This is a genomic window from Brachybacterium sp. NBEC-018 (assembly GCF_024860185.1).
In the GTDB taxonomy this organism is placed as follows: Bacteria; Actinomycetota; Actinomycetes; order Actinomycetales; family Dermabacteraceae; genus Brachybacterium; species Brachybacterium rhamnosum.
Genome location: NZ_CP100650.1, coordinates 3,741,582 through 3,765,993, shown reverse-complemented (window position 1 = coordinate 3,765,993; position 24,412 = coordinate 3,741,582). Strand labels below are relative to the sequence as shown.

Below are 24,412 nucleotides of genomic sequence, written 5' to 3'. Positions count from 1 at the left end.
CATCCCCCTCCCGCTCCTCCCCTCAAGGACGCCCCATGTTCCGCTGGACCCTGCACGGTGACGGCCGCACCGTCGCCCCCACCGCGATCGTCCGCCCGGAGGAGCGCCTCGCCTGGCCGCTCACCGTCGGCATCGGCGCGCAGCACGTGGTCGCAATGTTCGGCGCGACCTTCCTGGTGCCGGTGATCACGGGCTTCCCGCCCTCGACCACGCTGCTGTTCTCCGGTCTCGGCACCCTGCTGTTCCTGCTGCTCACCCGGAACCGGGTGCCCAGCTACCTGGGCTCCTCCTTCGCCTTCATCGCCCCGATCACCGCCTCCACGCAGGCGGACTCGATGGGCGCGGCGCTCGGCGGCGTGCTCGTCACCGGCCTGCTGCTCGCGGCGCTCGGCCTGGTGGTGCAGAAGGTCGGCACCGGCTGGATCTCCCGGCTCATGCCGCCGGTGGTGATGGGCTCGATCGTCGCGCTGATCGGGCTGAACCTGGTGCCCTCGAGCTACGAGAACAACTTCTCCAAGGCCCCCGTCACCGCGGCGCTCACCCTGGTCGCGATCATCCTCTGCACGGCCCTGTTCAAGGGGCTGCTGGGGCGCATCAGCGTGCTGATCGGCGTGATCGTCGGGTACGTCATCGCGGTGCTGCGGGGCGAGGTGGACTTCTCCCCGGTGCGGGACGCCGACTGGCTGGGCCTGCCCGAGTTCCACCACCCCACCTTCGACCTCACGCTGCTGCCGATCTTCCTGCCGGTGATCGTGGTGCTGCTCGCGGAGAACGTGGGGCACGTGACGAGCGTCGGCCTCATGACGGGGAGGAACCTCGACCACATGGTGGGGCGGACCCTCACGGCCGACGGCCTCGCGACCGCGCTCTCGGCGACCTTCGGCGGCTCGCCCACGACCACCTACGGCGAGAACATCGGCGTCATGAGCGCGACCCGCGTGTACTCCACCGCGGCCTACTGGGTCGCAGGCATCGTGGCGATCCTGCTCTCCCTCTCGCCCAAGGTCGGGGCGGTCATCAACACGATCCCGGCCGGCGTGCTGGGCGGTGTCACCTTCGTGCTCTACGGCCTCATCGCGATCGTCGGCTTCCGCATGTGGGTCGACGGGAAGGTCGACTTCTCGCGCCCCAAGAACCAGATCACCGCGGGCGTCTCGCTCACCATCGCGATCGCGGACCTCCACTGGCAGCTCGGCGGCTTCGCCTTCACCGGGATCGCCCTGGGCACCCTCGCGGCGCTCGCGATCTACCACGGCATGGGCGGCCTGGGCCGCCTCACGGGGACCGACGCCCCGGCCGGGGACGCGGCCGCGGAGCCCGTCGCGGCGGGTCCCGCGACGTCGCAGAGCTGACCGGGCGGCGCCCGGGAATCCTCTGGCGTCGCGGTCCGGCGCCGGGGGAGGATCGGGGGCATGAGCACCCACGAGCCCGCCTCCGGTGATCCCGTCCTCACCGGCATCGCCGACACCCGGGACGGCGGCCCGAAGCTCGGCGGGGAGCGCGAGCTCCTGGACTCCTGGCTCGAGGAGTACCGTCTGACCGCCCTGCTGAAGATCCAGGGCCTCACGCCCGCGCAGCTCGCGGAACGCTCGTGCCCTCCCTCGACGCTGAGCCTGCTGGGCGTGCTGCGCCATCTCACCGAGGTCGAGGCGTACTGGCTGCGAGCGGTGCTCCACGACCTCGACGTCCCGGACCGCTACTCGACGCCCGAGCAGCCCGACGGCGACCTCGAGGGCGCCGCCGCCGGCACCGCCGCGGCGGATGTCGAGGCCTACCGCGAGGAGGTCGCGCGCGCCCGGGAGTCGGCCGCGGCCTGGACGGATCTCGATGCGCCGGTGCGCGGGCTGCGGAAGGGCGAGCAGCTGAACCTGCGCTGGATCCTCACGCATCTCATCGAGGAGTACGCCCGGCACCTGGGGCACATGGACCTGCTGCGGGAGCGGGTGGACGGGGCGACCGGCTACTGAGGCCCCTGTCGCCGAGCGTCGTTGCCGAATTGACGCATGGACCGGCTTTCGTAATGAGGTGAGGCGAGGCTAAGCTCGCTCGCGTGCCCCAGTCCTCCGCTCCCGCCCCGACCGTCCCCGCCCCGGCGCTGATCGGCGAGGAGCTCGTGCTCCGCTACGGCCGCACGCCCGTCGTCCACGGGGTCGACGTCGCGCTCCGGCCCGGCACGGTCACCGCCCTCCTGGGCCCCAACGGCAGCGGGAAGTCCACCGTGCTGCGCGCGCTCGCGCGGCTCCACCCGCTGAGCGGCGGCGAGGTGCGCCTGCAGGACCAGGCCGACGGCGGCCCCCGCGAGCGCTCCACCGCGCTGCTGTCCCCGACGGAGCTCGCCCGCGCGATGACCCTGTTCACCCAGACCCGCTCGAGCCCGCAGGGCCTCGCGGTGCGCGAGGTCGTGGCCTTCGGCCGCCATCCCCACCGCCGCCGCTTCGCCGGGCTCTCCCCGGCCGACCGCGCCGCGATCGACCACGCCATGGCGCTCACCGGGATCACCGCCCTCGCGGACCGCGGCGTCGGCGAGCTCTCCGGCGGCGAGATGCAGCGCGTCTGGCTCGCCTCCTGCCTCGCCCAGGACACCGGCATCGTCCTGCTCGACGAGCCCACGAACCACCTGGACCTGCGCTACCAGATCGAGACGCTCGACCTCGTGCGGGACCTCGCCGAGCTCCACGGCACCGCCGTGGGGATCGTGCTCCACGACCTCGACCACGCCGCCCGCATCGCCGACCAGGTGCTCCTCCTGCGCCGCGGTGAGGTCCATGCGGCGGGCGGCGCCGCGGAGGTGCTCACCTCCGAGCACCTCACCGCGGTCTACGAGATCCCCGTCGACGTGGTGCAGGAGCCCGGCACCGGGCGCCTGCGCATCGACGCCCGCGGCCGGCACACCCGCCGCGAGCAGCCGGGAGGCGACGCCGCGCACCGCGGCGACCGCACCGGCGACCCCGAGCTCAGCGCCGCGGCAGCCCGCGCCTGAGCACCCCGCGCCGAGGACCCCTCCGCGCGCCACCCCACCCTGACCCGAGGATCCCGATGACCCCCATGCCCCGACGCCTCGTCGCCGCGCTCGCGAGCTCCGCCGCCGCCCTCACCCTCGCCGCCTGCGGCACCACCGAGGTCGCCGATCCCGCCACCGGCTCCGGCTCGGACGGCGGCGGCGCGGCCGCCGCGATCTCCGAGAGCTGCGCCGCCGACACGACCGCCACCAGCACCGACCCCGTCACCCTCACCGACGGCGTGGGCCGCACCGTGAAGCTCGAGAAGCCCGCCCAGAAGGTCGCCGTCCTCGAGTGGCAGCAGACCGAGGACCTCCTCAGCCTGTGCGTCGCCCCCGTCGCCGTCGCCGACGTCGAGGGCTTCACCACCTGGGACACCGCGGAGACGCTCCCCGAGGGCACGACGGACGTCGGCACCCGCGGCGAGCCCAACCTCGACGCCCTCGCCGGCGCGGACCCCGATCTCATCATCGTCGAGGTCTCCTCCGCGGACGACGAGGTCATCGCCCAGCTCGAGACGCTCGGCGTGCCGGTCCTCGCGACCGTCGGCGCCGACGCCGCGGACCCGGTCGGCCACATGAAGGAGCTCTTCACGCTGATCGGTGACGCGACCGGCCGCTCCGAGCGCGCCGATGTCGTGCTCGGCGAGTTCGACGAGCACGTCGCCGCCGCGAAGGAGGAGGTCGCCTCCGCGGACCTCCCCACCACCGACTTCGTCTACTTCGACGGCTGGGTCGACGGCGGCACCGTCTCGATCCGCCCGTTCGGCAAGGGCGCCCTGTTCAGCGCCCTCGGCGAGGAGCTCGGGCTCACCGCCGCCTGGACCGGCGAGACCGACCCGCAGTACGGCCTCGGCCAGACCGACATCGAGGGCCTGACCACGGTGGGCGAGGCGAACCTCTTCTACACCGGCACCGACGACCCGGCCGGCGACTACGTCACCGAGCTCGAGAAGAACGAGCTCTACGCGACGCTTCCCGCCGTGACCGAGGGCCGCGCCCATGCGTTCCCCACCGGCATCTGGACCTTCGGCGGCCCGCGCTCCGCGGAGCAGGCGATCGACGCCTACGTCGACGCCATCGCCGGCTGATGCCGCGCACGGCGAGCGCACCGACGGCGACCGGGGGCCGCCCGGCCCCCGCGGGCCGGCCCTCGGCCGACGGCGCCCCGACCCCCGGCGCGATGCCGGGGCGGACGGGCGTCGCCGGCCTCGCGGGAGGGGTCCTCACCCTCGCGCTGCTCGCGCTCGCCGTCGCGGCCGTCGGCCTGTGGCACCTCACCCAGGGGACCTCCGGCATCGGGGTCGGGGACCTGCTGCGCCACCTGCTCGGCGCGGACCGCCCCGGCACCGGGCCCGCGATCGGGGAGATCCTCACCGCCTCCCGCGTGCCCCGGCTGCTCGCGGGCGTCGTCGTCGGCATCGCCCTCGGCGTCGCCGGCGCGCTCCTGCAGTCCGTCTCCCGCAACGCCCTCGCCTCCCCGGACACCCTCGCGGTGACCGCCGGCTCCTACTTCGCGATCTGCCTCGTCGCCGCGCTCGGGCTCTCGGTCCCGCTGTGGGCCTCGGGCGGCGTCGCCTTCGTGGGCGGCCTGCTCGCCGCGGGCGCCGTGCTCGCCCTCGCCGGCGGCGCCGGCACCTCGACCACGCGGCTCGTGCTCGCGGGATCCGCCGTCGCCATGGCGCTCCAGGCGGGCACCTCGATGCTGCTCATCCTCTTCGAGCAGGAGACGACGGGGCTGTACGCGTGGGGGAGCGGCTCCCTCTCCCAGCTGAACCTCGACGCCTCGCTGCGCGCCCTGCCGGTGATCGCGCTCGTGCTCGCGATCGCGCTGCTGCTCTCGCGCCGCCTCGACGTGCTCGGCGCGGGGGACGACACGGCCGCGACGCTCGGCGTCCCGGTGCGGCGCACCCGTGTGCTCGCCGTGCTCGCCGCCGTGGTGCTCACCGCGACCGCGGTGACCGTCGCGGGGCCGCTCGCCTTCGTGGGTCTCGGCGCCCCGGTGCTCGCCCGGCTCGTCGCCTCGCGGGTGCCCGCCCTGCATCGCCATCTGCTGCTGGTCCCCGCGGCGGGCCTGATCGGCGCGCTCGTCGTGCTGCTCGCCGACGCGACGGTCCGTGCGGCGCTCGGCGCGACCGCCGCGGCGAGCATCCCCACGGGGGTGCCGACGGCGCTGCTGGGCGCCGTGGTGATCGTGGTCCTCGCCCGCCGGATGCGGGACGCGGGCCCCGCCCGCCGCCCCCCGGAGGCGAGGACGGGCCTGCGCTCCTCCCGCAGATTCTGGATCGTGGGCGGTGTGCTGGTGGTGCTGCTGGTCGCCGTCGCGATCGGCGGGCTGCTCGGCGGGAGCCTCCTGCTGCGCACGGGGGACCTGCTGCTGTGGATCCGCGGCGACGCCCCCACCCTCGTCTCCCGTGCGCTCGGGGAGCGCCTGCCGCGGATGTCCGCCGCCGTGCTCGCGGGCGCCGCGCTCGCCCTCGCCGGCGGGATCGTCCAGTCGACCGTCCGCAACCCGCTCGCGGAGCCCGGCCTGCTGGGCATCACCGCGGGAGCCGGCCTCGGCGCGGCGCTCGTCGTGACGACGATCGGCGGCGGCCGGCCCGCGATGATCGTGCTCGCCGTGGTCATGGGGCTCGCGACCTTCGCCCTCACCGCCCTCCTCGCCCGGCAGGGCAGGGGACTGGCGCCCGAGCGCTTCGTGCTGATCGGGATCGGCGTGGGCTACGGGATGACGGCGCTGACGACCTTCGTGCTGCTGCGCTCGAACCCCTTCGACACCCCGCGCGTGCTCACCTGGCTCTCCGGCACCACCTACGGCCGCTCCCTCGCGGACGTCGTCCCGGTGCTCGTGGTGCTCGTGCTCGCCCTGCCCGTCGTGCTCGCGCTGCACCGGGAGCTGGACCTGCTGACGATCGACGAGGACACCCCGCAGATCCTCGGCGTGCCCCGCGAGCGGGCGCGGCTCGTGGTGCTCGTGCTCGCCGCGGTGCTCGCCGCGATCAGCGTGGTCGCGGTGGGGGTGGTCGGCTTCGTGGGCCTCGTCGCCCCGCACCTCGCCCGCGCCCTCGTGGGCGGCCGGCACCTGCGCATGCTCCCCGTCGCGATGCTGCTGGGCGGGGTGCTCGTGGGCGTCGCGGACCTCCTGGGCCGCACGCTCATCGCCCCGGCGCAGGTGCCCGCCGGCCTGCTCGTCGCCGTGATCGGCGCGCCCTACTTCCTCTGGCTGCTCTGGCGGTCGCGGGCCTGAGCCGTCGGGGCGAGCGCCGCGACGTCGGAGGCGCCGGCGTCCTTCCCGTGGCCTGAGCCGTTCCCCTTTCCGTTCCCGTTGCCCTTGCCGTTCCCGTGACCGTTGCCGTTCCCGTTGCCGTGTCCATGGCCGGGGGTGTCGCCGCGCGGGTGCTGCGCCTGGACGAACACGGCGACGCTCTGCGCGGGCACCGTGGCCGTGCCCTTCTTCCAGCGGGACTCCTTCACGACCGGGTCCGCGCCCTTCGCCTGGATCTTCGAGAGCGCGAGCTTCGTGCCCTCCATCCCCTCGATCTCCTCGGTGATCGGCTCCCCGGAGGCGTTGATGACCACGACGAGGCCGTCGAGGGCCGGGTCCACGTCCTCACCGGCGGTGTCGTCGATCCGCATGACGAGCAGGCCCGGCGTCGCCTCGGGACCGGCGTTGGGGAAGCTGACCTTCTGCTCGATGAGCTCCGCGTCGCCCAGGGTGAACAGCGGCGAGGAGGAGCGCAGGCGCAGCAGGTCCAGGGTGCTCGCCTCGGAGTAGGCGACGTCCTCGGCGGTCGGTCGTTTGGCGGGGTCCTCGAGCATCGGGGTCATGAGGTCCCAGGCCTCGCCGTTCTTCCCCTCGGGCGGGAGGCCGCGGCCGTAGCCCGTGTCCTCCCCGCTCCAGTCGATCGCGTTGAAGTGGTCGCCGGAGTCGTAGGAGTCGCGGTCCAGGGACTTCGAGCGCAGCACGTCCGTGCCGCCCGCCCAGAACGACGGGGACTGGCCGAGCGTGACCGTGGCGAGGGAGAGCGTGTTCATCCGGGCGCGGGTGGCGCTGGACGCGTCCTGCGGCAGCTTCCACACGTTCATGTCGTACAGCGCCTCGTTGTCGTGCGCGTCGACGTAGTTCACGGACTCCTCGGGCCGGGTCGCGAAGCCCGCGGGCACGCCGTTGTAGTCCAGCTCGTCGCCCCGCGTGACGGTGCCGTCGGAGGCGAGCAGCTCGTAGTCCGCGAGGTTCCCGGCCATGCCGAGGCGGACGAGGTCCGTGCGGTGGCGCAGATCCGCCAGCTGGGTCTCCTCGTCATCGGGGGAGGAGCCGTTGGGCATGGTGACCAGGCCGTTGCCGAAGCCCTGGTGGGTGCGCTTGTCCGTGTCGAAGGGGCTGCCGCCGTGCACCGCGTCCCGGAGCCGGTCGTTGAAGGCGCCGATCGAGGTGCCGCCCAGGTTCCCCTGGGTGGCCTGGGTGAAGCGGGCGCCGTCGGCCACCTCGCCGAACTTCCAGCCCTCGCCGTAGAGGTAGATGCTCCTCCCGTCCACGCCGTCGTGCTCGAGGGTCAGCTCGTCCAGCGCCGCGCGCACGTCCTGCATGGTCGCGGCCGAGTGGTGCCCCATGAGGTCGAAGCGGAAGCCGTCGACGTGGTACTCGCGGGCCCAGAGCACCACGGAGTCCACCATCAGCCTGTTCATCATCGCGTTCTCGGTCGCGGTGTTGGAGCAGCAGGTCGAGTTCTCGACGTCGCCGTCGAGGTCCAGCCGCTGGTAGTAGCCGGGGACCACGCGGTCCAGCACGGAGGTCTCCGCCTGGCCGCTCGCCGCGGTGTGGTTGAAGACCTGGTCGACGACGACCTGCAGGCCCATGTCGTGGATGCTGCCCACCATCGAGCGGAACTCGGCGGTGCGCTCCCCGCCCACCTGGTGCCCGGCGCGGGCGTAGGAGCCCTCGGGCGTCATGTAGTGGAAGGGGTCGTAGCCCCAGTTGTAGGCGTCCTCGCCCGCGGCGGCGGTGACCGCGGCCTGCTGCTCGGTGGAGGCGGGCCCGGCCTCGGGGATCTCGGGGGTGACCTGCGCGGAGCGGTCCTCCTCGATCGTCGCGATGTCGAAGGTGGGCAGCAGGTGCACGGTCGTCATGCCGGCATCCGCGAGCTCCCGCAGCCGCGCGGAGCCCTGCGAGTCGGGGTGCCCGAAGGCGGCGTAGGTGCCGCGGAGGTCCTCGGGGAGCTGCTCGTCCCCGGCGGAGAAGTCCCGCAGGTGCATCTCGTAGATGGTCTGGTCCGCGAACTGCTCGACGACCGGGGCGGGGGTGTCCTCCCAGATCGCGGGCGACCAGCGCGGGTCCTCGAGGTCCACGAGCATCGAGGCGGCGGAGTCGAGGGTGAGCCCCACCGAGTAGGGGTCGGTGACCTCGCTCGTGACGACGCGGCCCAGCGCGGGGTCGTAGACCTCGACGGCGAAGCGGTAGGCGCGGTCCTCCCAGTCCGCGGGCCCCTCGACGCTCCACACGCCGCTCGCCGCGTCCCGCTCGAGCAGGACCTCGGTGTACCCGGCCGATCGCACGGCCGCGGGATCGGCGAGGGTCTCCGGGTCCGACGGGTCCAGGAGCTGGAGGGTGACGGAGCGGGCGGTGGGCGCCCACAGCGAGAGGGACACGCCGTCGTCGGAGACGACGGGGCCGAGCTGCGCCTCGGCGGCGGCCTCGGCGTAGAGGGCGTCGAGCCCGCCGGGGATCTGCACCCCGGTGAGCGCCGTGACCCCGTCGGTCCCGGTGCGGGCGACGGCGAGCTGGCCGCGCAGGGCCTCCGCAAGCTGATCGCGGTCCACCCCCGTCAGGTCCAGGGCGAGGAAGTCGGCGAGGTGGCCGCGGCCCTCGAGCTCGGTCTCGGTGAGCCCTCCCTCGCGCAGGGTGAGCGTGCCGAGCGGGGTCCCGCCGGTGACCGCCCCGTCCTCCACGGTGATCCCGCCCTCGGGGGCGGCGTGGAGGGTGAAGGTGTCGCCGGCGGTGACGGGGCCGCCGAGGTCCGCGGGCCAGGCGATCGTGTCCGCGTCGACGAGATGGGCGCGCTGGACGCCGGCGCCGGCCATGAGCGGGTCCTCCGTCTCGATCGTCAGCAGGTGCGTCTGCGGGTCGTAGCTGAAGGTCACGACCTTGCCCTCCTTCGTCGAGAACGGGATGTCCGCGCCGCCGGCGGCGCCGCCCTCACCGTAGTTCTCGTCCCAGGAGCGGTCGTGGGCGACCTTCACGGCATAGGAGCCCTCGGGCAGCGCTGTGGTGGTGAAGGTGTACAGGCCGTCGCCGTCGGCGTCCTGCATCCAGGTGGCCATGCACTCCGGCGTCCAGTCCCCGGGGCAGCCGAGCGCCGCGTCGATCGTCCCGGGGAGGGTGATCAGCGGGCCGTCGGCCGTGGTGGCGACGACGTGGGTCGTGGGGTCGTACCAGAAGCTGATCTCCCCGCCCTCGTGGTGCAGCGGCACGTCGGCCCCGCCGGGCACACCGCCGGCGCCGTAGCTCACGTCCCAGGTCCCGCCCTCGGCGACCTTGTAGGTGTAGTCCCCGGCCGGGAGCTCCGCGGTGAGCGAGTACTTCCCGGAGTCGGCGTCGAGGGTCATCGCCGTCGCCGTGCAGTCCGGCTGCCAGTCGCCGGGGCAGCCGAGCGCGGTGCCGAAGGACCCGGGGAGCGTCACGAGGGTCCCCGTCGTCCCCGCGCCGTCCGGTGCGGTGGGTGCGGTGGGGGCGGCCGGGGCCTGCGGGGCGGGCAGCGCGCTCGCCGGCCCGGTGCCGATCAGGCACGCGGCGAGCAGCAGCAGCCCGCTCAGCGCGGCGAGCACCCGGGCCTGCGGCGAGGCGGTGGGGAGGAGGCGGGGGAGCGGCATGCGGGGGACTCCTTCGTCCGGTGCCGGCGGGCGGGGCGGGGGAGCCGCGTGGGGACGCGGCGGCGCCCCGGGGGAGGGGCGGTTCTTGCGAATCTTGCAGGCTTCCCGGGGCATCGATGCGCAGGGGACCTGCCATGAACCTACGAGCTGTGACAGCGACCTTCAACCGCGCAGGCAGAACCCGCAAGAACTTTCAGCTCGGGGGTGGGTCTCACGGGACCGGGGCGAGCACGTCCACGAGCGAGAAGAGATCCTTCGGATCGTCGGGATCGGCCACGAGGTCCACGGAGGCCTCCAGATCCGTGCCCGCGGTCGCGTCGCGCGCGCAGCGCAGGGCGGAGAAGTCCGAGATCGCGAAGCCCACCGAGTCGAGCACCGTGATCTCCTCCGCGTCGCGGCGTCGCGGCGCGGCGCCCGTGAGCACCTCCCACAGCTCGGTGACGGGGAAGTCCGGCGCCATCTGCTGGATCTCGCCCTCGATGCGGGTCTGCGGGGCGAACTCGACGACCACGCGGGCCCGCTCGAGGAGCGCGGCCTCGAGCTCGGTCTTGCCGGGGCAGTCGCCGCCGATCGCGTTGACGTGCACGCCGGGCCGCACCTGGTCCGCCCGCAGCACCGTCGCCCGGGTCTTGTCCGCGGTGCAGGTGGTGATGACGTCCGCCCCGTCGACCGCCTCGTCCACCGTCTCGGCGTCGTGGATCCGGAAGCCGAGCGGCTCGAGGTTCCGGCGCAGCTTGGCCATGGCCGCCGGGTCGACGTCGACCACGCGCAGCTCCTCGATCCCCAGCAGGCCGCGCATCGCGAGGGCCTGGAACTCGGACTGCGAGCCGGCGCGCACCAGGGCGAGCACCCGCGAATCCGGCCGGGCGAGGTACCGGGCCGCGAGGGCAGAGAGCGCCCCCGTGCGCAGCGCCGTCAGCAGCGTCATCTCCGCGAGGAACACGGGATAGCCGTTGTCGACGTCGGCCAGGGCGCCGAACGCGGTGACGGTCTGGAACCCGCGGGCGGGGTTCGAGGGGTGGCCGTTGACGTACTTGAAGGAGTACGTCTCGCCGTCGGAGGTGGGCATGAGCTCGATGACGCCGAGCGGCGTGTGGCTCGCGATGCGCGGGATCTTCTCGAAGCTCTCCCAGCGCCGGTAGTCCGCCTCGAGGTACTGCGCCATGCGGGTGAGGATCCGCTCCGCGCCGTCGCGCCGGATCCATCGCGCCGCACCCGTCACGTCGAGCAGCTGGGTCATCGTCCTCACCTCCGGGGCGGGCCGGTCGGGGACCGGCAGGGAGTCCTGGCCGTCATCGTAGGACCCCGCACCGGCCGCCGCCGCGGGAACGCACGGACGGGCCCGGCCGCCCCGAGGGAGCGACCGGGCCCGTCCGTGCGGAAGGTCCGGCGGGGAGGTCAGTACTCGATGACCACGCGGCCGTCGATCTTGCCCTCCTTCATCTCACCGAGGATCTGGTTGATGTCGTCGAGCGGCCGCTTGGTGAAGGTCGGGTGGATCTTCCCTGCGGCGTAGAACTCGATCGCCTCCGCGAGGTCCTGACGGGTGCCGACGATCGAGCCGCGGATCGTGAGGCCCTTGAGCACGATGTCGAAGATCGGGGCGGGGAAGTCGCCCGGGGGCAGACCGTTGAAGACGATCGTCCCGCCGCGGCGGGTCATGCCGATCGCCTGGCCGAACGCCTTGGGGTGCACGGCCGTGACGAGCACGCCGTGGCTGCCTCCCACCTTCTCCTGGATGACGGCGACCGGGTCCTCGCTCGACGCGTCGACGACGATCTCCGCGCCGTGCTTCGTGGCGAGGTCGAGCTTCTCCTGGGCGATGTCCACCGCGATCACGCGCATGCCCATCGCGACCGCGTACTGCACGGCGATGTGGCCGAGGCCGCCGATCCCGGAGATGACGACCCACTCGCCGGGGCGTACCTCGGTGCGCTTGAGGCCCTTGTAGACGGTGACGCCGGCGCACAGCACGGGGGCGATCTCGTAGGGGTCGGCGCCCTCGGGGATGCGGGCCGCGAACTTGGTGTCCACGAGCATGTACTGGCCGAAGGAGCCGTCGACGCTGTAGCCGCCGTTCTCCTGCTGCTCGCACAGCGTCTCCCAGCCGGTGCGGCAGTACTGGCAGTCGCCGCAGGCGCTCCACAGCCAGGCGTTGCCGATCGTGTCGCCGACCTCGACGTCCTCGACGCCCTCGCCGATCTTCTCGACGACGCCCACGCCCTCGTGGCCGGGGACGAAGGGCGGGGAGGGCTTCACGGGCCAGTCGCCCTCGGCGGCGTGGAGGTCGGTATGGCACACGCCGGAGGCGATGAGCTTGACGAGGGCCTGGCCGCGGCCGGGCTCGGGGAGGGTGTAGTCCTCGACGGTGAGCTCGCTGCCGAACTCGTGGACGACGGCGGCGGTCATGGTGCTGGTCATCGTTCTCTCTCCTTGATCGGCCCGTCATCGGGCGCGGGGTGAGGGCGGGACGTCGGCAGGGTGCCGGCGGACCGTTCGTGCTGTCTTCGGTCGGACTCCGCGACGGTGGTCGCCGCGGTGCTGCCGACGGGGGCGGGGCTGGCGCCGGGCGGCGCGGCTCGGCCGCCCCCGTCGGGGCTCGGGGTCGGCTCAGAAGAAGCCGAGCTTCTGCTCCGAGTAGGAGACGAGGAGGTTCTTCGTCTGCTGGTAGTGGTCGAGCATCATGAGGTGGTTCTCGCGGCCGATGCCGGAGGACTTGTACCCGCCGAACGCGGCGTGCGCAGGGTAGGAGTGGTAGTTGTTCACCCACACGCGGCCGGCCTGGATGGCCCGCCCGGCGCGGTAGATGGTGTTCTGCTGCCGGCTCCACACGCCCGAGCCGAGCCCGTAGAGGGTGTCGTTGGCGATCGAGATCGCCTCGTCGTAGTCGGAGAAGCGGGTCAGGGCCAGGACGGGACCGAAGATCTCCTCCTGGAAGATCCGCATCGAGTTGTTCCCCTCGAACACGGTGGGGGTCACGTAGTAGCCGCCGGAGAGGTCGCCGCCGAGGTCGGCGCGCTCGCCGCCGGTGAGCAGCTTCGCGCCCTCCTGGGTGCCGATGTCGATGTAGGACAGGATCTTCTCGAGCTGGTCGTTGCTCGCCTGCGCGCCGATCATCGTGTCGGTGTCCAGCGGGTCGCCCTGCTTGGTGGCCTCCACCCGCTCGAGGCCGTCGGCCACGAAGGAGTCGAAGATGCTGTCCTGGACGAGGGCGCGCGAGGGGCAGGTGCAGACCTCGCCCTGGTTCAGGGAGAACATCGCGAAGCCCTCGAGGGCCTTGTCGTAGTAGGAGTCCTTCTGCGCGGCGACGTCCTCGAAGAAGAGGTTCGGGCTCTTGCCGCCCAGCTCGAGGGTCACCGGGATGAGGTTCTGGCTCGCGTACTGCATGATCAGGCGGCCGGTCGTGGTCTCGCCGGTGAAGGCGATCTTCGCGATGCGCTTGTTGGAGGCGAGCGGCTTGCCGGCCTCGACGCCGAACCCGTTGACGATGTTGACGACGCCGCCCGGGAGCAGGTCGCCGATGAGCTCGAAGAGCACGAGGATCGAGGCGGGGGTCTGCTCGGCGGGCTTGAGCACCACGCAGTTGCCGGCCGCGAGGGCGGGGGCGAGCTTCCAGACGGCCATGAGGATCGGGAAGTTCCACGGGATGATCTGGCCGACCACGCCGAGCGGCTCGTGGAAGTGGTAGGCGACCGTGTCCTCGTCGATCTGGGAGAGCGCGCCCTCCTGGGCGCGGATCGCGCCGGCGAAGTAGCGGAAGTGGTCGATCGCGAGCGGGATGTCCGCGTTGAGGGTCTCCCGCACGGGCTTGCCGTTGTCCCAGGTCTCGGCGACGGCGATGTGCTCGAGGTTCTCCTCGATGCGGTCGGCGATCCTGTTGAGGATCACCGCGCGCTCCGCGGGGGAGGTCGTGTTCCAGGTGGGGGCCGCGGCGTGGGCGGCGTCGAGCGCGAGCTCCACGTCCTCCGCGGTCGAGCGGGCGACCTCGGTGAAGATCTCGCCGGTGACCGGCGTGGGGTTCTGGAAGTACTCGCCCTTGGTGGGCGGTACCCACTGGCCCCCGATGTAGTTCTCGTAGCGGGAGCGGAAGGAGACCTTCGCTCCCTCGGTGCCGGGGCGTGCGTAGACGGTCATGAGGTTCCCTTCGTCGCGAACGTAATTGCCGTCCGTTCCGTCGCCGGGGACCGATCGGGGTCCGACGGCGGCGTCGGAGTGATTCGACTGTAATCCGGGTCACGTTGCGGCGACGTTGCACGGCCGCTGCGGTGCCGGCCGCTCCGGGCCCGGCGCCGGCGCGCTCGGAGGTCGGGCGTGCTCGGAGGACGGCAGCGGTCAGAGGACGGCAGTGCTCAGAGGTCGGCGCCGCGCAGCTCCTCGAGCCGCACCACGGCCTCCGCGCGCTCGGGGGCGTCCGGCGGGGCGAGGGACAGCACCGCCATGAGCACGTCCTCGCCCTCGCGGGCCTCGGGGAGCCGGGAGTACCTCCACAGCTGGTCCCAGCTGCCGTTGTCCATGAGCAGCTGGTGCACGAGCGCGGCCGTGCGCTCCCGCAGGTCACGGATCGCGGGGGCGTCGGAGGAGGGCAGCAGCGCGCCACGGTAGCTCGCGAGCACCTGGTCCACGTCACCGCGGGTGATCGCCTCCCGCGCCTCGTGGAGGTCGCTCGTGATCCCGCCCGTGAGGCGGTAGGGCCGGGAGGCGAGACCGGGCCGGGAGGCCTCGGGCCCGGGTAGCGCGGCGAGCACCTTGCGCAGGCGCACGAGCTCCGCGCGCACGGTCCCCTCGGCGGCGCCGGAGTCGTGGAGGTCCTGGGCGAGCTCCCCGCCGCTCAGCCCGTCGCCGGCCCGGTGCAGGAGCGTGAGCAGCTCGGCGTGCCTCCCGCTCAGCTCCACCTGCTCCCCGCCGACGACGAGCAGCGGCGTGCGGCGGCCGAGCACGAGCAGCCGCGCAGCGGGGGACGCCGCAGCAGCGGGCCGGGGCGAGAGGATCGGGAAGGACCGGGGTGAGGCGGCCGTCGGCAGGGCGGATCCGGAGCCGGAGGCGGGGGCCCCTCCGCCGCCGGACTCCTCGGCGAGCAGGGAGCGCAGCTCCTCCTCCGCGGCGCGGGCGGCGGAGGCGAGCAGGGGCAGCACGAGCGGGGCGACGGCGTCCTCGCCGCCGGTGACGTCGATGACCCCGAGGGTCTGCCGGGTGAGCGGATGGAGCACGGGCACCGCGGAGCAGCTCCAGGGGTGGACCGCCTCGACGAAGTGCTCCGCGCCCACGACCTGCGCGGCCGCGCTCGTGGAGAGGGCGAGGGCGGGGGCGGAGGTGCCCATCGCCCGCTCGGACCAGTCCACCCCGGGGGTGAAGCCCATCCGCTCGGCGCGCGCGAGCATCGGCCGCTGGCCCTCGACCCACAGCAGGCGGCCGCCCGCATCGCCGAGGGCGACCACGAGCCCGGCGGAGACCGCGGGGTCGATGAGCCGGTCGCGCAGCAGCGGCAGCACGCGGGCGAAGAGGTGCTCGCGCCGCAGCTCCTCGAGGTCGTCGTCCACGACCGCCGGGTCGACGGCCGCGGCGCCGCGGGCGGAGAGGCTCGCGATCGAGCGCACCCAGCTCTCGAGCACGGGCGCGCGGACGGCGCCGAGCGTGCCGCGGGCGGGATCGAGCGCGGAGCGCAGGTCCTCGTGGGCGCGCAGCACCTGCTGCTGGTAGGCGCGCTCGGTGGGCGGGACCGGGGAGGCGGTCATCGCGCTCCTCGGTCGCCGATGTCGCCGTCGTCGCGGCGGTCCGACCCGCGCGCGCAGGCGCCCGCGAGCCGTGCTCGGTCGGTCACGATCCACCTCGTCGTCCGTCGTGCCGGGAATGGTCCGACGGTACCCGGGGCGACGGGGGAGGGCAACGGTGCTCGGGACCGACGGGGAGGCGGGGGAGAGGACGCGCGAGGGGCGAGGCCCCGCGTGCGGTGATCATGCGGTGACCTCCGCGAGCAGCTCGAGCACGTGGCGGTACTCCTGCCCGGTCGCGGCGTGCATGCCCAGCTCGCAGGTGCGGTTCGCGCTCACGTACGCGGTGGTGGGGCGGGCGGCGACCTCGGCCGCCTCCGCGGCCGTCGCGGAGGCGGTGAGCTCGGGGTGCAGCATGCCGCGGTCCCCGGCGTAGGCGCAGCAGCCCCAGGCGACGGGCACGACGACCTCCTCCGCCGCGGCCTCGGCGAGGGCGACGAGGTCCTCGGTCGCGCCGAGCGCGGTCGTCGAGCACGTGGGGTGCACGGTCACCGAGGGCACGCGGCCGCGGATCTCGAGGCGGGGGAGGAGGTGACGGCGGGCGAAGGTCACGGCGTCGATCACCTCGACGTCCACGCCCTCGCGGTGCAGGCTCTCGAGGGCGCCGAGCACACCCTCGGTGCAGCTCGCGGCGTCGACGACGACCGGCAGCGCTCCGTCCTGCGTCGCCGTGCGCAGGCTGCGGCGCAGGTGCTCGTGCATGCGCTCCTTCGCCGTGGTCATGCCCTTCGAGGAGAACGGCGTCCCGCAGCACAGGGAGGCGGCGTCGTCGGGGACGGCGAGGCGCACCCCGGCCCGCTCCGCGAGCACGGCGAGCGCCCCGGGGGCCCCGGCGCCGGCCGTGCCCCCTGTGCTCCCTGTGCTCCCTGTGCCGAACATCGTGTGGACGCAGGCGGGGAGGTGCACGGCCGCGGTCACGGCGGAGGCCCGGCCCCGCCCCCCGCCCCGCCGCACCGCCCCGCCGCGGCGGGGGAGCTCCGCGGTGTAGGCGGGCACGCGGTCCGCGCCGAGCAGCGCCCGCGCCGCCCCGGTGGCCGCGGCGGGGAGTCCGCGGGGCAGCGCCCCGGCCGCACCCATCGCGAGGGAGGCTCCGCGCGTGACCGTGTCCCAGCTCCCGGCCGCGGCGGCCCAGGCCGCGCCCTCGAGCGGGCCGGCCTCCTCGGCGCGCAGGCGTCGTACGAGGTCCCCGGTGTTGATGCCCACGGGGCAGGCGCTCTGGCACATGCCGTCCGCGGCGCAGGTCGCGAGGCCCTCGTACGGGTAGGCCTCGCGGATCGCGCGGGCGGTGCCCTCGTCCCCGGAGCGCTCCGCGGCGCGCAGGTCGCGGCGCAGCACGATCCGCTGCCGCGGTGTGAGGGTGAGGTCGCGGCTGGGGCACACGGGCTCGCAGTACCCGCACTCCACGCAGCGGTCCACCTCCTCCTCGACCTCGACCACGGGCTTGAGGTCCCGCATGTGGGCCCGGGGGTCGTCGGTGAGCACCACGCCGGGGTTGAGGATCCCGCCCGGGTCCACGAGCGCCTTGATCTCCCGCATCACGGCGTGCAGCGCGGGGCCGTACTGCCGCTCCACGAAGGGCGCCATCACGCGTCCCGTGCCGTGCTCGGCCTTGAGGTTCCCACCGTGCCCCAGCACGAGCTCGACCATGTCCTCGGTGAAGGCCTCGAGCCGGTCCCCGCGGTCCAGGTGCTCGTCGAGCAGGAAGTGGATGTTGCCGTCCTTCGCGTGGCCGAAGATCACCGCGCCGTCGTAGCCGTGCCGGGTGAAGAGCTCCTGCAGTCCCGCGCAGGTCGCCTCGAGGGCCGGCACCGGCACGGCGACGTCCTCGAGCAGGGCGGTGGAGCCGGCAGGCCGGGCCCCGGCGACCGCCGCGTACAGACCCTTGCGGGCCGTCCAGAGGGCCGAGCGGCGGCCCGGGTCGGTGGTCATGGCGAAGCCGGCGGCGGGGTCGAGCCCGCGGGCGAGCTGCTCGGCCCGCTCGACGCGCTCCGTGAGCTCCGCGGGGTCGTCGGCCCGCTGCTCGAGCAGCAGCGCCGCATGACCGCGCAAGTCGAGCGCCGTGATCTCCTGCGGGGCGCCCGCGAGGGCGCGGGCGACCTCGAGCGAGCGCGCGTCGAGCAGCTCGACGGTCGCGAAGCCCTGCTCGGTGAGGGCGGGCAGGGCGGCCGTCGCACGGCGCAGGTCCGGCAGCACGAGCAGCCCGGTCGCGGTGTGCGCGGGGACGGCGACGGTGCGGAACACCGCCGAGGAGACGAAGGCGAGGGTCCCCTCGGAGCCGATGACGAGGTGGGCGAGGATCTGGGCGGGCTCGTCGAAGTCGAGCAGCGCGTTGATCCCGTAGCCCATCGTGTTCTTCAGGGCGAAGCGCTCGCGGATCACGCGCACCGCCTCCGGATCCGCCCGCACCCGCGCCGCGAGTGCGTCGAGACCCGCGTGGAGGGCGGGCTCCGCCTCGCGCAGGAGGGCGTCGGCGCGGGGGTGGGAGGTGTCGAGCACCGTGCCGGAGGGGAGCACGCAGCGCAGCGACTCGAGGGTGCGGTACGTGTTCTCCGTGATGCCGGCAGCCATGCCGGAGGAGTTGTTCGCGATGATCCCGCCGATCGTGCACGCGGTCTCCGAGGCCGGGTCCGGTCCCAGGCGCCGTCCGTGCGGGGCGAGGCGCGCATTGACCTCGCGCAGGGTCGCCCCCGGTCCCACCCGCACCCGGGCGCCGCCCCCGAGCACCTCGACCGAGCGGAAGCCGCGACGCACGTCGGCGAGCACCGAGGAGGTCTGCGCCTGCCCGGAGAGGCTCGTCCCGCCGGAGCGGAAGGTCACCGGGCGCCGCTCCTGCACCATCCGGGCGAGCAGCGCCGCGACCTCCGCCTCGTCCCGGGGCACCGCGACCGCCGCGGGCAGCAGCAGGTAGTGGGAGGCGTCGTGGGAGAGCGCATGGCGGGTGACGGGCGAGGTGTCCAGCGACGGTGCGGGGCTCATGCGCCCACGCTATCCCCGTACGGCCCGCCCCTCGGGCGCGGCGGACCGGTACGGTCGGGGCGTGACCAGCGCACTGAGCACCTACCTCGACCGCCTGACCACCGAGCTCTCCGCGGCCGCCTGCACGGAGACCGACGACGCCGCCCCGCAGGACGCGGTGCTGCTGGACCGCGGCATCATCGGCTCCGCGGAGGTGGCGGGCGAGATCCCCGAGCTGTCCCGCCTCTCCGGTGCCCGGGAGGACCACGTCGGCGTCGCCCTCTGCGGGATCGACGGGGAGATCATCGGCGCCGGGAACGGCCGCGAGCACGCCTTCCCCGTGCAGTCGATCTCGAAGGCCTTCGCCTACGGCGCCGCGATCGATCTCCACGGCATGGAGCACGTGGACTCCGTCGTGGATGAGGAGCCCACGGGGGAGGAGTTCAACGCCCTCAGCCTGGACCCGCACACGAAGAAGCCCAAGAACCCGCTCGTGAACATCGGCGCGATCCGCACGCACGCGATGCTCGGCGCCGAGCAGTCCGAGCGCACCCAGCGCCTGCGCGCCGTGCTCGACGCCGCGGCCGGGCACCCGCTCGAGCTGCACCGCGAGACCTTCGAGGAGGAGCTCGGCACCGCTGACCGCAACCTCGCGCTCGCATACATGCTCCGCGCCGCGGGATCGATGGAGGAGGACGCCGCGGAGGTCGTGGGCGGCTACGTCCAGGGCTGCGCCGTGCTCACCACCGTCACGGACCTCGCGGTGATGGCCGCGACCCTCGCCTCGGGCGGCACGAACCCGCTCACGGGGGAGCGCGTCTTCTCCCGCGTCGCGGCGCGCCAGGTGCTCTCGGTGATGATGACCTGCGGCATGTACGACAACGCGGGGGACTGGGTGAGCGACGTCGGCCTGCCCGCGAAGTCCGGCGTGGGCGGCGGGATCATCGCGGCGCTGCCCTCCCGCTTCGGCGTCGCGAGCTACGCCCCGCAGCTCGACCTCCACGGGAACTCGGTGCGCGGCACCCTCTTCTTCGAGCGGTTCAGCGCGGACTTCGCCCTGCACCTCCTGGACGGCGTGCCCCCGCGGGACCTCCACGAGCGCGCCGAGGAGCTGATCCGGGAGAGGCACGTCGTGCACGGGGACGATCGCTAGACTCGCGTCCATGAGTTCTGCCGCGAGCAACGACCTGGTCCGACGTCCCTTCGAGGGGCTGCCGAACGAGCGGGACCTGGTGGCCATGCGCCAGCTGGTCCCCGCCGCGACCGCCCCGGCGCGCACCACCGCCGAGCACGGGGACGTCCCCGTCGTGCTCGCGACGATCCTGCCGATGGCCTGGCCCGCGGTGCGCCGCTCCGACGGCTCCGTCATCGTCGGCGTCCAGGCGAGCTACCCGGGCGGTGACCTCTCCCGCGGGATCGGCCAGGCGCTCGCCTCCGCGCTGGCCTCCGAGCCCGGCACCCCGGTCACCGCCGTCGAGGTGACGGCGGAGTCCCCGCGGCTGCAGGACCTGCTGGACCCCGCGTCGATCGGTGAGCTGACCGTGCACGACACCTTCGACTTCTGGCTGGACCCGGGTGCCGAGCGCACCGCGGAGATCGAGCACTCCCTGCAGCACGCGAACGAGTCGATCATGGCGACCGCCGCGGTGGAGGGCCTGCCCCATGCGTTCTGGGTGGACGCCGGGGCGAAGGAGCACCTCCGCTGGGTGCTCGACGCGGACGAGGACCGCGTCATCGACGCCGTCACCCGCCTGCACGCGCGGCGTGAGTCCGCGATCGGCGAGGGCACGAAGTACGTGGGCTCCTTCCGCGCGGAGGGCATGACGATCCCCGTGTGGGACCTGCCCAAGGGCTACGGGGCCGCCGGCGTCGCCGCGGAGGCGGAGGCCTTCCGCTCCCGCTTCGAGGAGGCGCTCGCGAGCACGGACCCGCTCACGCCCGCCGAGCGGCGCGCCCGCGGCGGCATCGTCGCGCGGCAGGTGACCCTGCGATGAGCACCGCGGGGCCGCTCGCGGCGAACCGTCCTGAGCGGGTCGCCGTGGTGATCCCCGCCAAGAACGAGGCGGAGCGGATCGAGGCGACGATCGACGCGGCGCGCACGCTCGTGGGCGTCGACCTCGTGGTCGTCGTCGACGACGGCTCCACCGACTCGACCGCCGCGATCGCCATGGGCGCGGGCGCGGTCGTCGTCCGCCACCGGGTGAACCGGGGCAAGGCCGCCGCGATGGGGACGGGTGCTCAGCTCGTGGCCCTGCGGGAGGCGGCCGCGACGGCCGACGGCGGTGCGGACTTCACCGAGGAGATCCACGCCGAGCCCCGGGTCGCCGGCCACACGGGCCCGCTGCCGGTCATCGTCGACCACGAGGCCGACGACGCCCCCGTGCAGCGGGCACTGCTCTTCCTCGACGCGGACATGGGGGCCTCCGCCTCCGCCGCGCAGCCCCTCGTGGACGCCGTGCTCGTGACCGGGGTGGACATGGCGATCGCACTGCTGCCCCCGCAGGTGGGAGCCTCCGGCATGGGCATCGTGGTGCGCACGAGCCGCAACGGGATCCGCCGCGCCACGGGATGGGAGCCGCAGCAGCCGCTCTCGGGCACCCGCTGCATCACCCGCGAGGCATGGGAGGCCGTGCAGCCCCTCGCCGGCGGGTGGGGCGTGGAGACCGGGCTCAGCATCGACGCGGTCACCGCGGGGTTCTGGGTGAAGGAGATCCCCTGCGACCTCCACCATCGGGCGACCGGCAAGGACCTGCGCGGGCAGCTGCACCGCGCCGCCCAGCTCCGGGACGTGGTGCGCGCCCTCGCCGCCCGTCGGCGCCTGTCCCCGGAGATCCCAGGGGAGGAGGAGACCGACGGCGCTGCGCTCACGGACGGCAGCTCTCTCGTGGACGGCGGCTCCTTCGAGGCGAGCGGGGCCGACGCTCCCGCTCCCGCCGCGTACGACGATCCCGAGGAGGGTGCGGCCCCTCTCGACCAGGACGATCCCGAGGAGGGCGTGACGCCCCTCGTCGCGCCGGCTCCCACGACGGCTGACGCCACGGCCACGACGAGCGATGCCCCCTCGGCCGGTCCGCGACCCGGACCGCGCGCCGTCGAGGTGACCGTCGGAGAGGAGTCAGGCGAGGTCCACGAGGCCGACCCCGCTGACCCCGCCGAGATCGGCGTTGCCGCCGATGCCGACTCCGCCGATTCCGCCGATGCCGACGCTGCCAAGGAGGCCGGCGAGGCCGAGACTGCCGTCGAGCCCGAGCCCGAGGCGGCCGTCGAGCCAGAGACGACCTCGCACTCCTCGCTGAGCACGAGCGGATCATCGACGGCGTCCGCCTCCCGGCGTGCCGGCACGACGGGCGGCACCGCATGGGTCCGCCCCGCCGGCCTCCGGCAGCGCCTCGCCGCGCTCCCCGTGGACGGGGAGTTCGAGGAGGACGACCTCACCCGCCTGGAGGACACGGACATCGAGGCGCTCGATCGTGCCCTGCGGGACCTCCCCGTCGAGGGGCTCTTCGACACGGACGACATCGCCTACCTGGCGGGCGTGGACCTCGATGCCCTCGCGGCCCGGCTGCACGCCGCCCCGGTGACCGGGCCCTTCGCACCGATCCACGCGGTGATCATCGCTTCCCATCTGGGGTCGCCCGAGCCGCAGATCCCGGAGGCGCTGCGCGACTCCCTCGCTGCGGACGAGTACACATCCCTCGTGGTCCATGAGGCCGTCGACGCCCAGAACGGCGCCTCCTCTGCGGGTGAGGATCCGGGCCACCCCTCCGCCTGAGCGGATCCGGGGCCCGGACACGCCTCTGACCTGCAGTGATGCCCTTGCGTGAAGAAAAGTGGCCGAGGCCACTCCGAAAAGGGGCCTCTCAAGTTGACCGGACCCGGGGATCCACGTAATGTTCTTCCTCGTGCCCGGGAGATCGGGACAGCGGGAAGGCCAGAAGTGGCGGAACGCGAAATCGACTCCCACCAGGCGCTTCGGATAACTTCAGAACTGATGAGGCGCGGTTCACACCGCACCGAATTGACATGGAGAACCGGATCCCCTAAGTTATAGGGGTTGCCTCGGAGCGAGGAACTCGGAAGGGTTCTGATACTGAGTGCGCGTGTTGCTTGATATCTCAATAGCGTGTCTATTTGTTGATGCCAATATTTGATTGGCAGAATATACGGATGATTAGCAGTTACATGCTGGTTGTTTGTTTTTTGTCAGGTTTATAGTTTTTCATGTTTTTTCATGGAGAGTTTGATCCTGGCTCAGGACGAACGCTGGCGGCGTGCTTAACACATGCAAGTCGAACGATGACGGCCGAGCTTGCTCGGCCTGATTAGTGGCGAACGGGTGAGTAACACGTGAGCAACCTGCCCTTCACTCTGGGATAACCTCGGGAAATCGGGGCTAATACCGGATATGAGCTCCTGTCGCATGGCGGGTGTTGGAAAGTTTTTCGGTGAAGGATGGGCTCGCGGCCTATCAGTTTGTTGGTGAGGTAGTGGCTCACCAAGGCGATGACGGGTAGCCGGCCTGAGAGGGCGACCGGCCACACTGGGACTGAGACACGGCCCAGACTCCTACGGGAGGCAGCAGTGGGGAATATTGCACAATGGGCGAAAGCCTGATGCAGCGACGCCGCGTGAGGGATGACGGCCTTCGGGTTGTAAACCTCTTTCAGCAGGGAAGAAGCGAAAGTGACGGTACCTGCAGAAGAAGCGCCGGCTAACTACGTGCCAGCAGCCGCGGTAATACGTAGGGCGCAAGCGTTGTCCGGAATTATTGGGCGTAAAGAGCTTGTAGGTGGCTTGTCGCGTCTGCCGTGAAAACCCGAGGCTCAACCTCGGGCGTGCGGTGGGTACGGGCAGGCTAGAGTGTGGTAGGGGAGACTGGAACTCCTGGTGTAGCGGTGAAATGCGCAGATATCAGGAAGAACACCGATGGCGAAGGCAGGTCTCTGGGCCATTACTGACACTGAGAAGCGAAAGCATGGGGAGCGAACAGGATTAGATACCCTGGTAGTCCATGCCGTAAACGTTGGGCACTAGATGTGGGGAACATTCCACGTTTTCCGCGTCGTAGCTAACGCATTAAGTGCCCCGCCTGGGGAGTACGGCCGCAAGGCTAAAACTCAAAGGAATTGACGGGGGCCCGCACAAGCGGCGGAGCATGCGGATTAATTCGATGCAACGCGAAGAACCTTACCAAGGCTTGACATGCACCGGACGACTCCAGAGATGGGGTTTTCTTCGGACTGGTGCACAGGTGGTGCATGGTTGTCGTCAGCTCGTGTCGTGAGATGTTGGGTTAAGTCCCGCAACGAGCGCAACCCTCGTTCCATGTTGCCAGCGCGTAATGGCGGGGACTCATGGGAGACTGCCGGGGTCAACTCGGAGGAAGGTGGGGACGACGTCAAATCATCATGCCCCTTATGTCTTGGGCTTCACGCATGCTACAATGGCCGGTACAAAGGGTTGCGAAACTGTGAGGTGGAGCGAATCCCAAAAAGCCGGTCTCAGTTCGGATTGGGGTCTGCAACTCGACCCCATGAAGTCGGAGTCGCTAGTAATCGCAGATCAGCAACGCTGCGGTGAATACGTTCCCGGGCCTTGTACACACCGCCCGTCAAGTCACGAAAGTCGGTAACACCCGAAGCCAGTGGCCCATCCTCGTGAGGGAGCTGTCGAAGGTGGGATCGGTGATTGGGACTAAGTCGTAACAAGGTAGCCGTACCGGAAGGTGCGGCTGGATCACCTCCTTTCTAAGGAGCTACACCAATGATTGGTGGCTGTCTGCTCACCCGCGTGTGGTGAGGATGGTTGCTCAAGGGTGGAACAT

General features: G+C 72.5%; 14 protein-coding genes and 1 rRNA gene. 9 read left to right on the top strand and 6 right to left on the bottom strand.

Features of this window, described 5'->3' with window-relative positions:
• Window positions 1-35: 35 nt before the first annotated feature.
• From NLU66_RS17230 to NLU66_RS17210, 5 genes are all read left to right on the top strand, one after another.
• The gene (locus NLU66_RS17230; protein ID WP_259360821.1) at window positions 36-1,352 is read left to right on the top strand and encodes a uracil-xanthine permease family protein; all 1,317 of its coding nucleotides are present in this window, start codon (window positions 36-38) and stop codon (window positions 1,350-1,352) included.
• Between the two features lie 60 nt (window positions 1,353-1,412).
• Entirely contained in the window at window positions 1,413-1,967 is a 555-nt protein-coding gene (locus tag NLU66_RS17225) for a DinB family protein (RefSeq protein WP_259360820.1), read from the top strand.
• 83 nt (window positions 1,968-2,050) lie between these two features.
• Window positions 2,051-2,980: an ABC transporter ATP-binding protein gene (locus NLU66_RS17220; protein ID WP_259360819.1), complete on the top strand. Its 930-nt coding sequence runs from the start codon at window positions 2,051-2,053 to the stop codon at window positions 2,978-2,980.
• Window positions 2,981-3,036: 56 nt separating this feature from the next.
• A complete protein-coding gene (locus NLU66_RS17215) occupies window positions 3,037-4,089 on the top strand; it encodes an iron-siderophore ABC transporter substrate-binding protein (protein WP_259360818.1) in 1,053 nt (350 codons plus the stop codon).
• Window positions 4,089-6,245, top strand: a complete 2,157-nt coding sequence (locus NLU66_RS17210; RefSeq protein WP_323374431.1) for an iron ABC transporter permease — start codon at window positions 4,089-4,091, stop codon at window positions 6,243-6,245. The genes NLU66_RS17215 and NLU66_RS17210 overlap by 1 nt, the downstream gene beginning before the upstream one ends.
• Here NLU66_RS17210 and pulA read toward each other — a convergent pair.
• The 6 genes from pulA to NLU66_RS17180 all read right to left on the bottom strand — a co-directional run bounded on the left by pulA (window position 6,209) and on the right by NLU66_RS17180 (window position 18,609).
• Window positions 6,209-9,865: a pullulanase-type alpha-1,6-glucosidase gene (pulA, locus tag NLU66_RS17205; RefSeq protein WP_259360817.1), complete on the bottom strand. Its 3,657-nt coding sequence runs from the start codon at window positions 9,863-9,865 to the stop codon at window positions 6,209-6,211. The two genes, NLU66_RS17210 and pulA, sit on opposite strands and share 37 nt — an antisense overlap.
• Before the next feature lie 211 nt (window positions 9,866-10,076).
• A complete protein-coding gene (locus tag NLU66_RS17200) occupies window positions 10,077-11,105 on the bottom strand; it encodes an ornithine cyclodeaminase (protein WP_259360816.1) in 1,029 nt (342 codons plus the stop codon).
• A gap of 158 nt (window positions 11,106-11,263) precedes the next feature.
• Entirely contained in the window at window positions 11,264-12,286 is a 1,023-nt protein-coding gene (adhP, locus tag NLU66_RS17195) for an alcohol dehydrogenase AdhP (protein WP_259360815.1), read from the bottom strand.
• Window positions 12,287-12,475: 189 nt separating this feature from the next.
• Window positions 12,476-13,999 (bottom strand): aldehyde dehydrogenase family protein, encoded by a 1,524-nt coding sequence (locus NLU66_RS17190; RefSeq protein WP_259360814.1) that lies wholly within the window; start codon window positions 13,997-13,999, stop codon window positions 12,476-12,478.
• A gap of 215 nt (window positions 14,000-14,214) precedes the next feature.
• Window positions 14,215-15,597 carry a helix-turn-helix domain-containing protein gene (locus tag NLU66_RS17185; protein ID WP_259360813.1) on the bottom strand — a complete coding sequence of 461 codons (1,383 nt, stop codon included), beginning with the start codon at window positions 15,595-15,597 and terminating at the stop codon, window positions 14,215-14,217.
• Between the two features lie 219 nt (window positions 15,598-15,816).
• Entirely contained in the window at window positions 15,817-18,609 is a 2,793-nt protein-coding gene (locus NLU66_RS17180; protein ID WP_259360812.1) for an FAD-binding and (Fe-S)-binding domain-containing protein, read from the bottom strand.
• A gap of 61 nt (window positions 18,610-18,670) precedes the next feature.
• Here NLU66_RS17180 and glsA point away from each other — a divergent pair, with 61 nt between their 5' ends.
• From glsA to NLU66_RS17160, 4 genes are all read left to right on the top strand, one after another.
• Window positions 18,671-19,741, top strand: coding sequence for a glutaminase A (glsA, locus tag NLU66_RS17175; protein WP_259360811.1), 1,071 nt, complete (start codon window positions 18,671-18,673; stop codon window positions 19,739-19,741).
• 10 nt (window positions 19,742-19,751) lie between these two features.
• The gene (locus NLU66_RS17170) at window positions 19,752-20,582 is read left to right on the top strand and encodes a DUF5926 family protein (protein WP_259360810.1); all 831 of its coding nucleotides are present in this window, start codon (window positions 19,752-19,754) and stop codon (window positions 20,580-20,582) included.
• Window positions 20,579-22,360, top strand: a complete 1,782-nt coding sequence (locus NLU66_RS17165; RefSeq protein WP_259360809.1) for a glycosyltransferase family 2 protein — start codon at window positions 20,579-20,581, stop codon at window positions 22,358-22,360. The genes NLU66_RS17170 and NLU66_RS17165 overlap by 4 nt, the downstream gene beginning before the upstream one ends.
• A gap of 456 nt (window positions 22,361-22,816) precedes the next feature.
• Window positions 22,817-24,335 (top strand): 16S ribosomal RNA (locus NLU66_RS17160).
• Window positions 24,336-24,412: the final 77 nt, after the last annotated feature.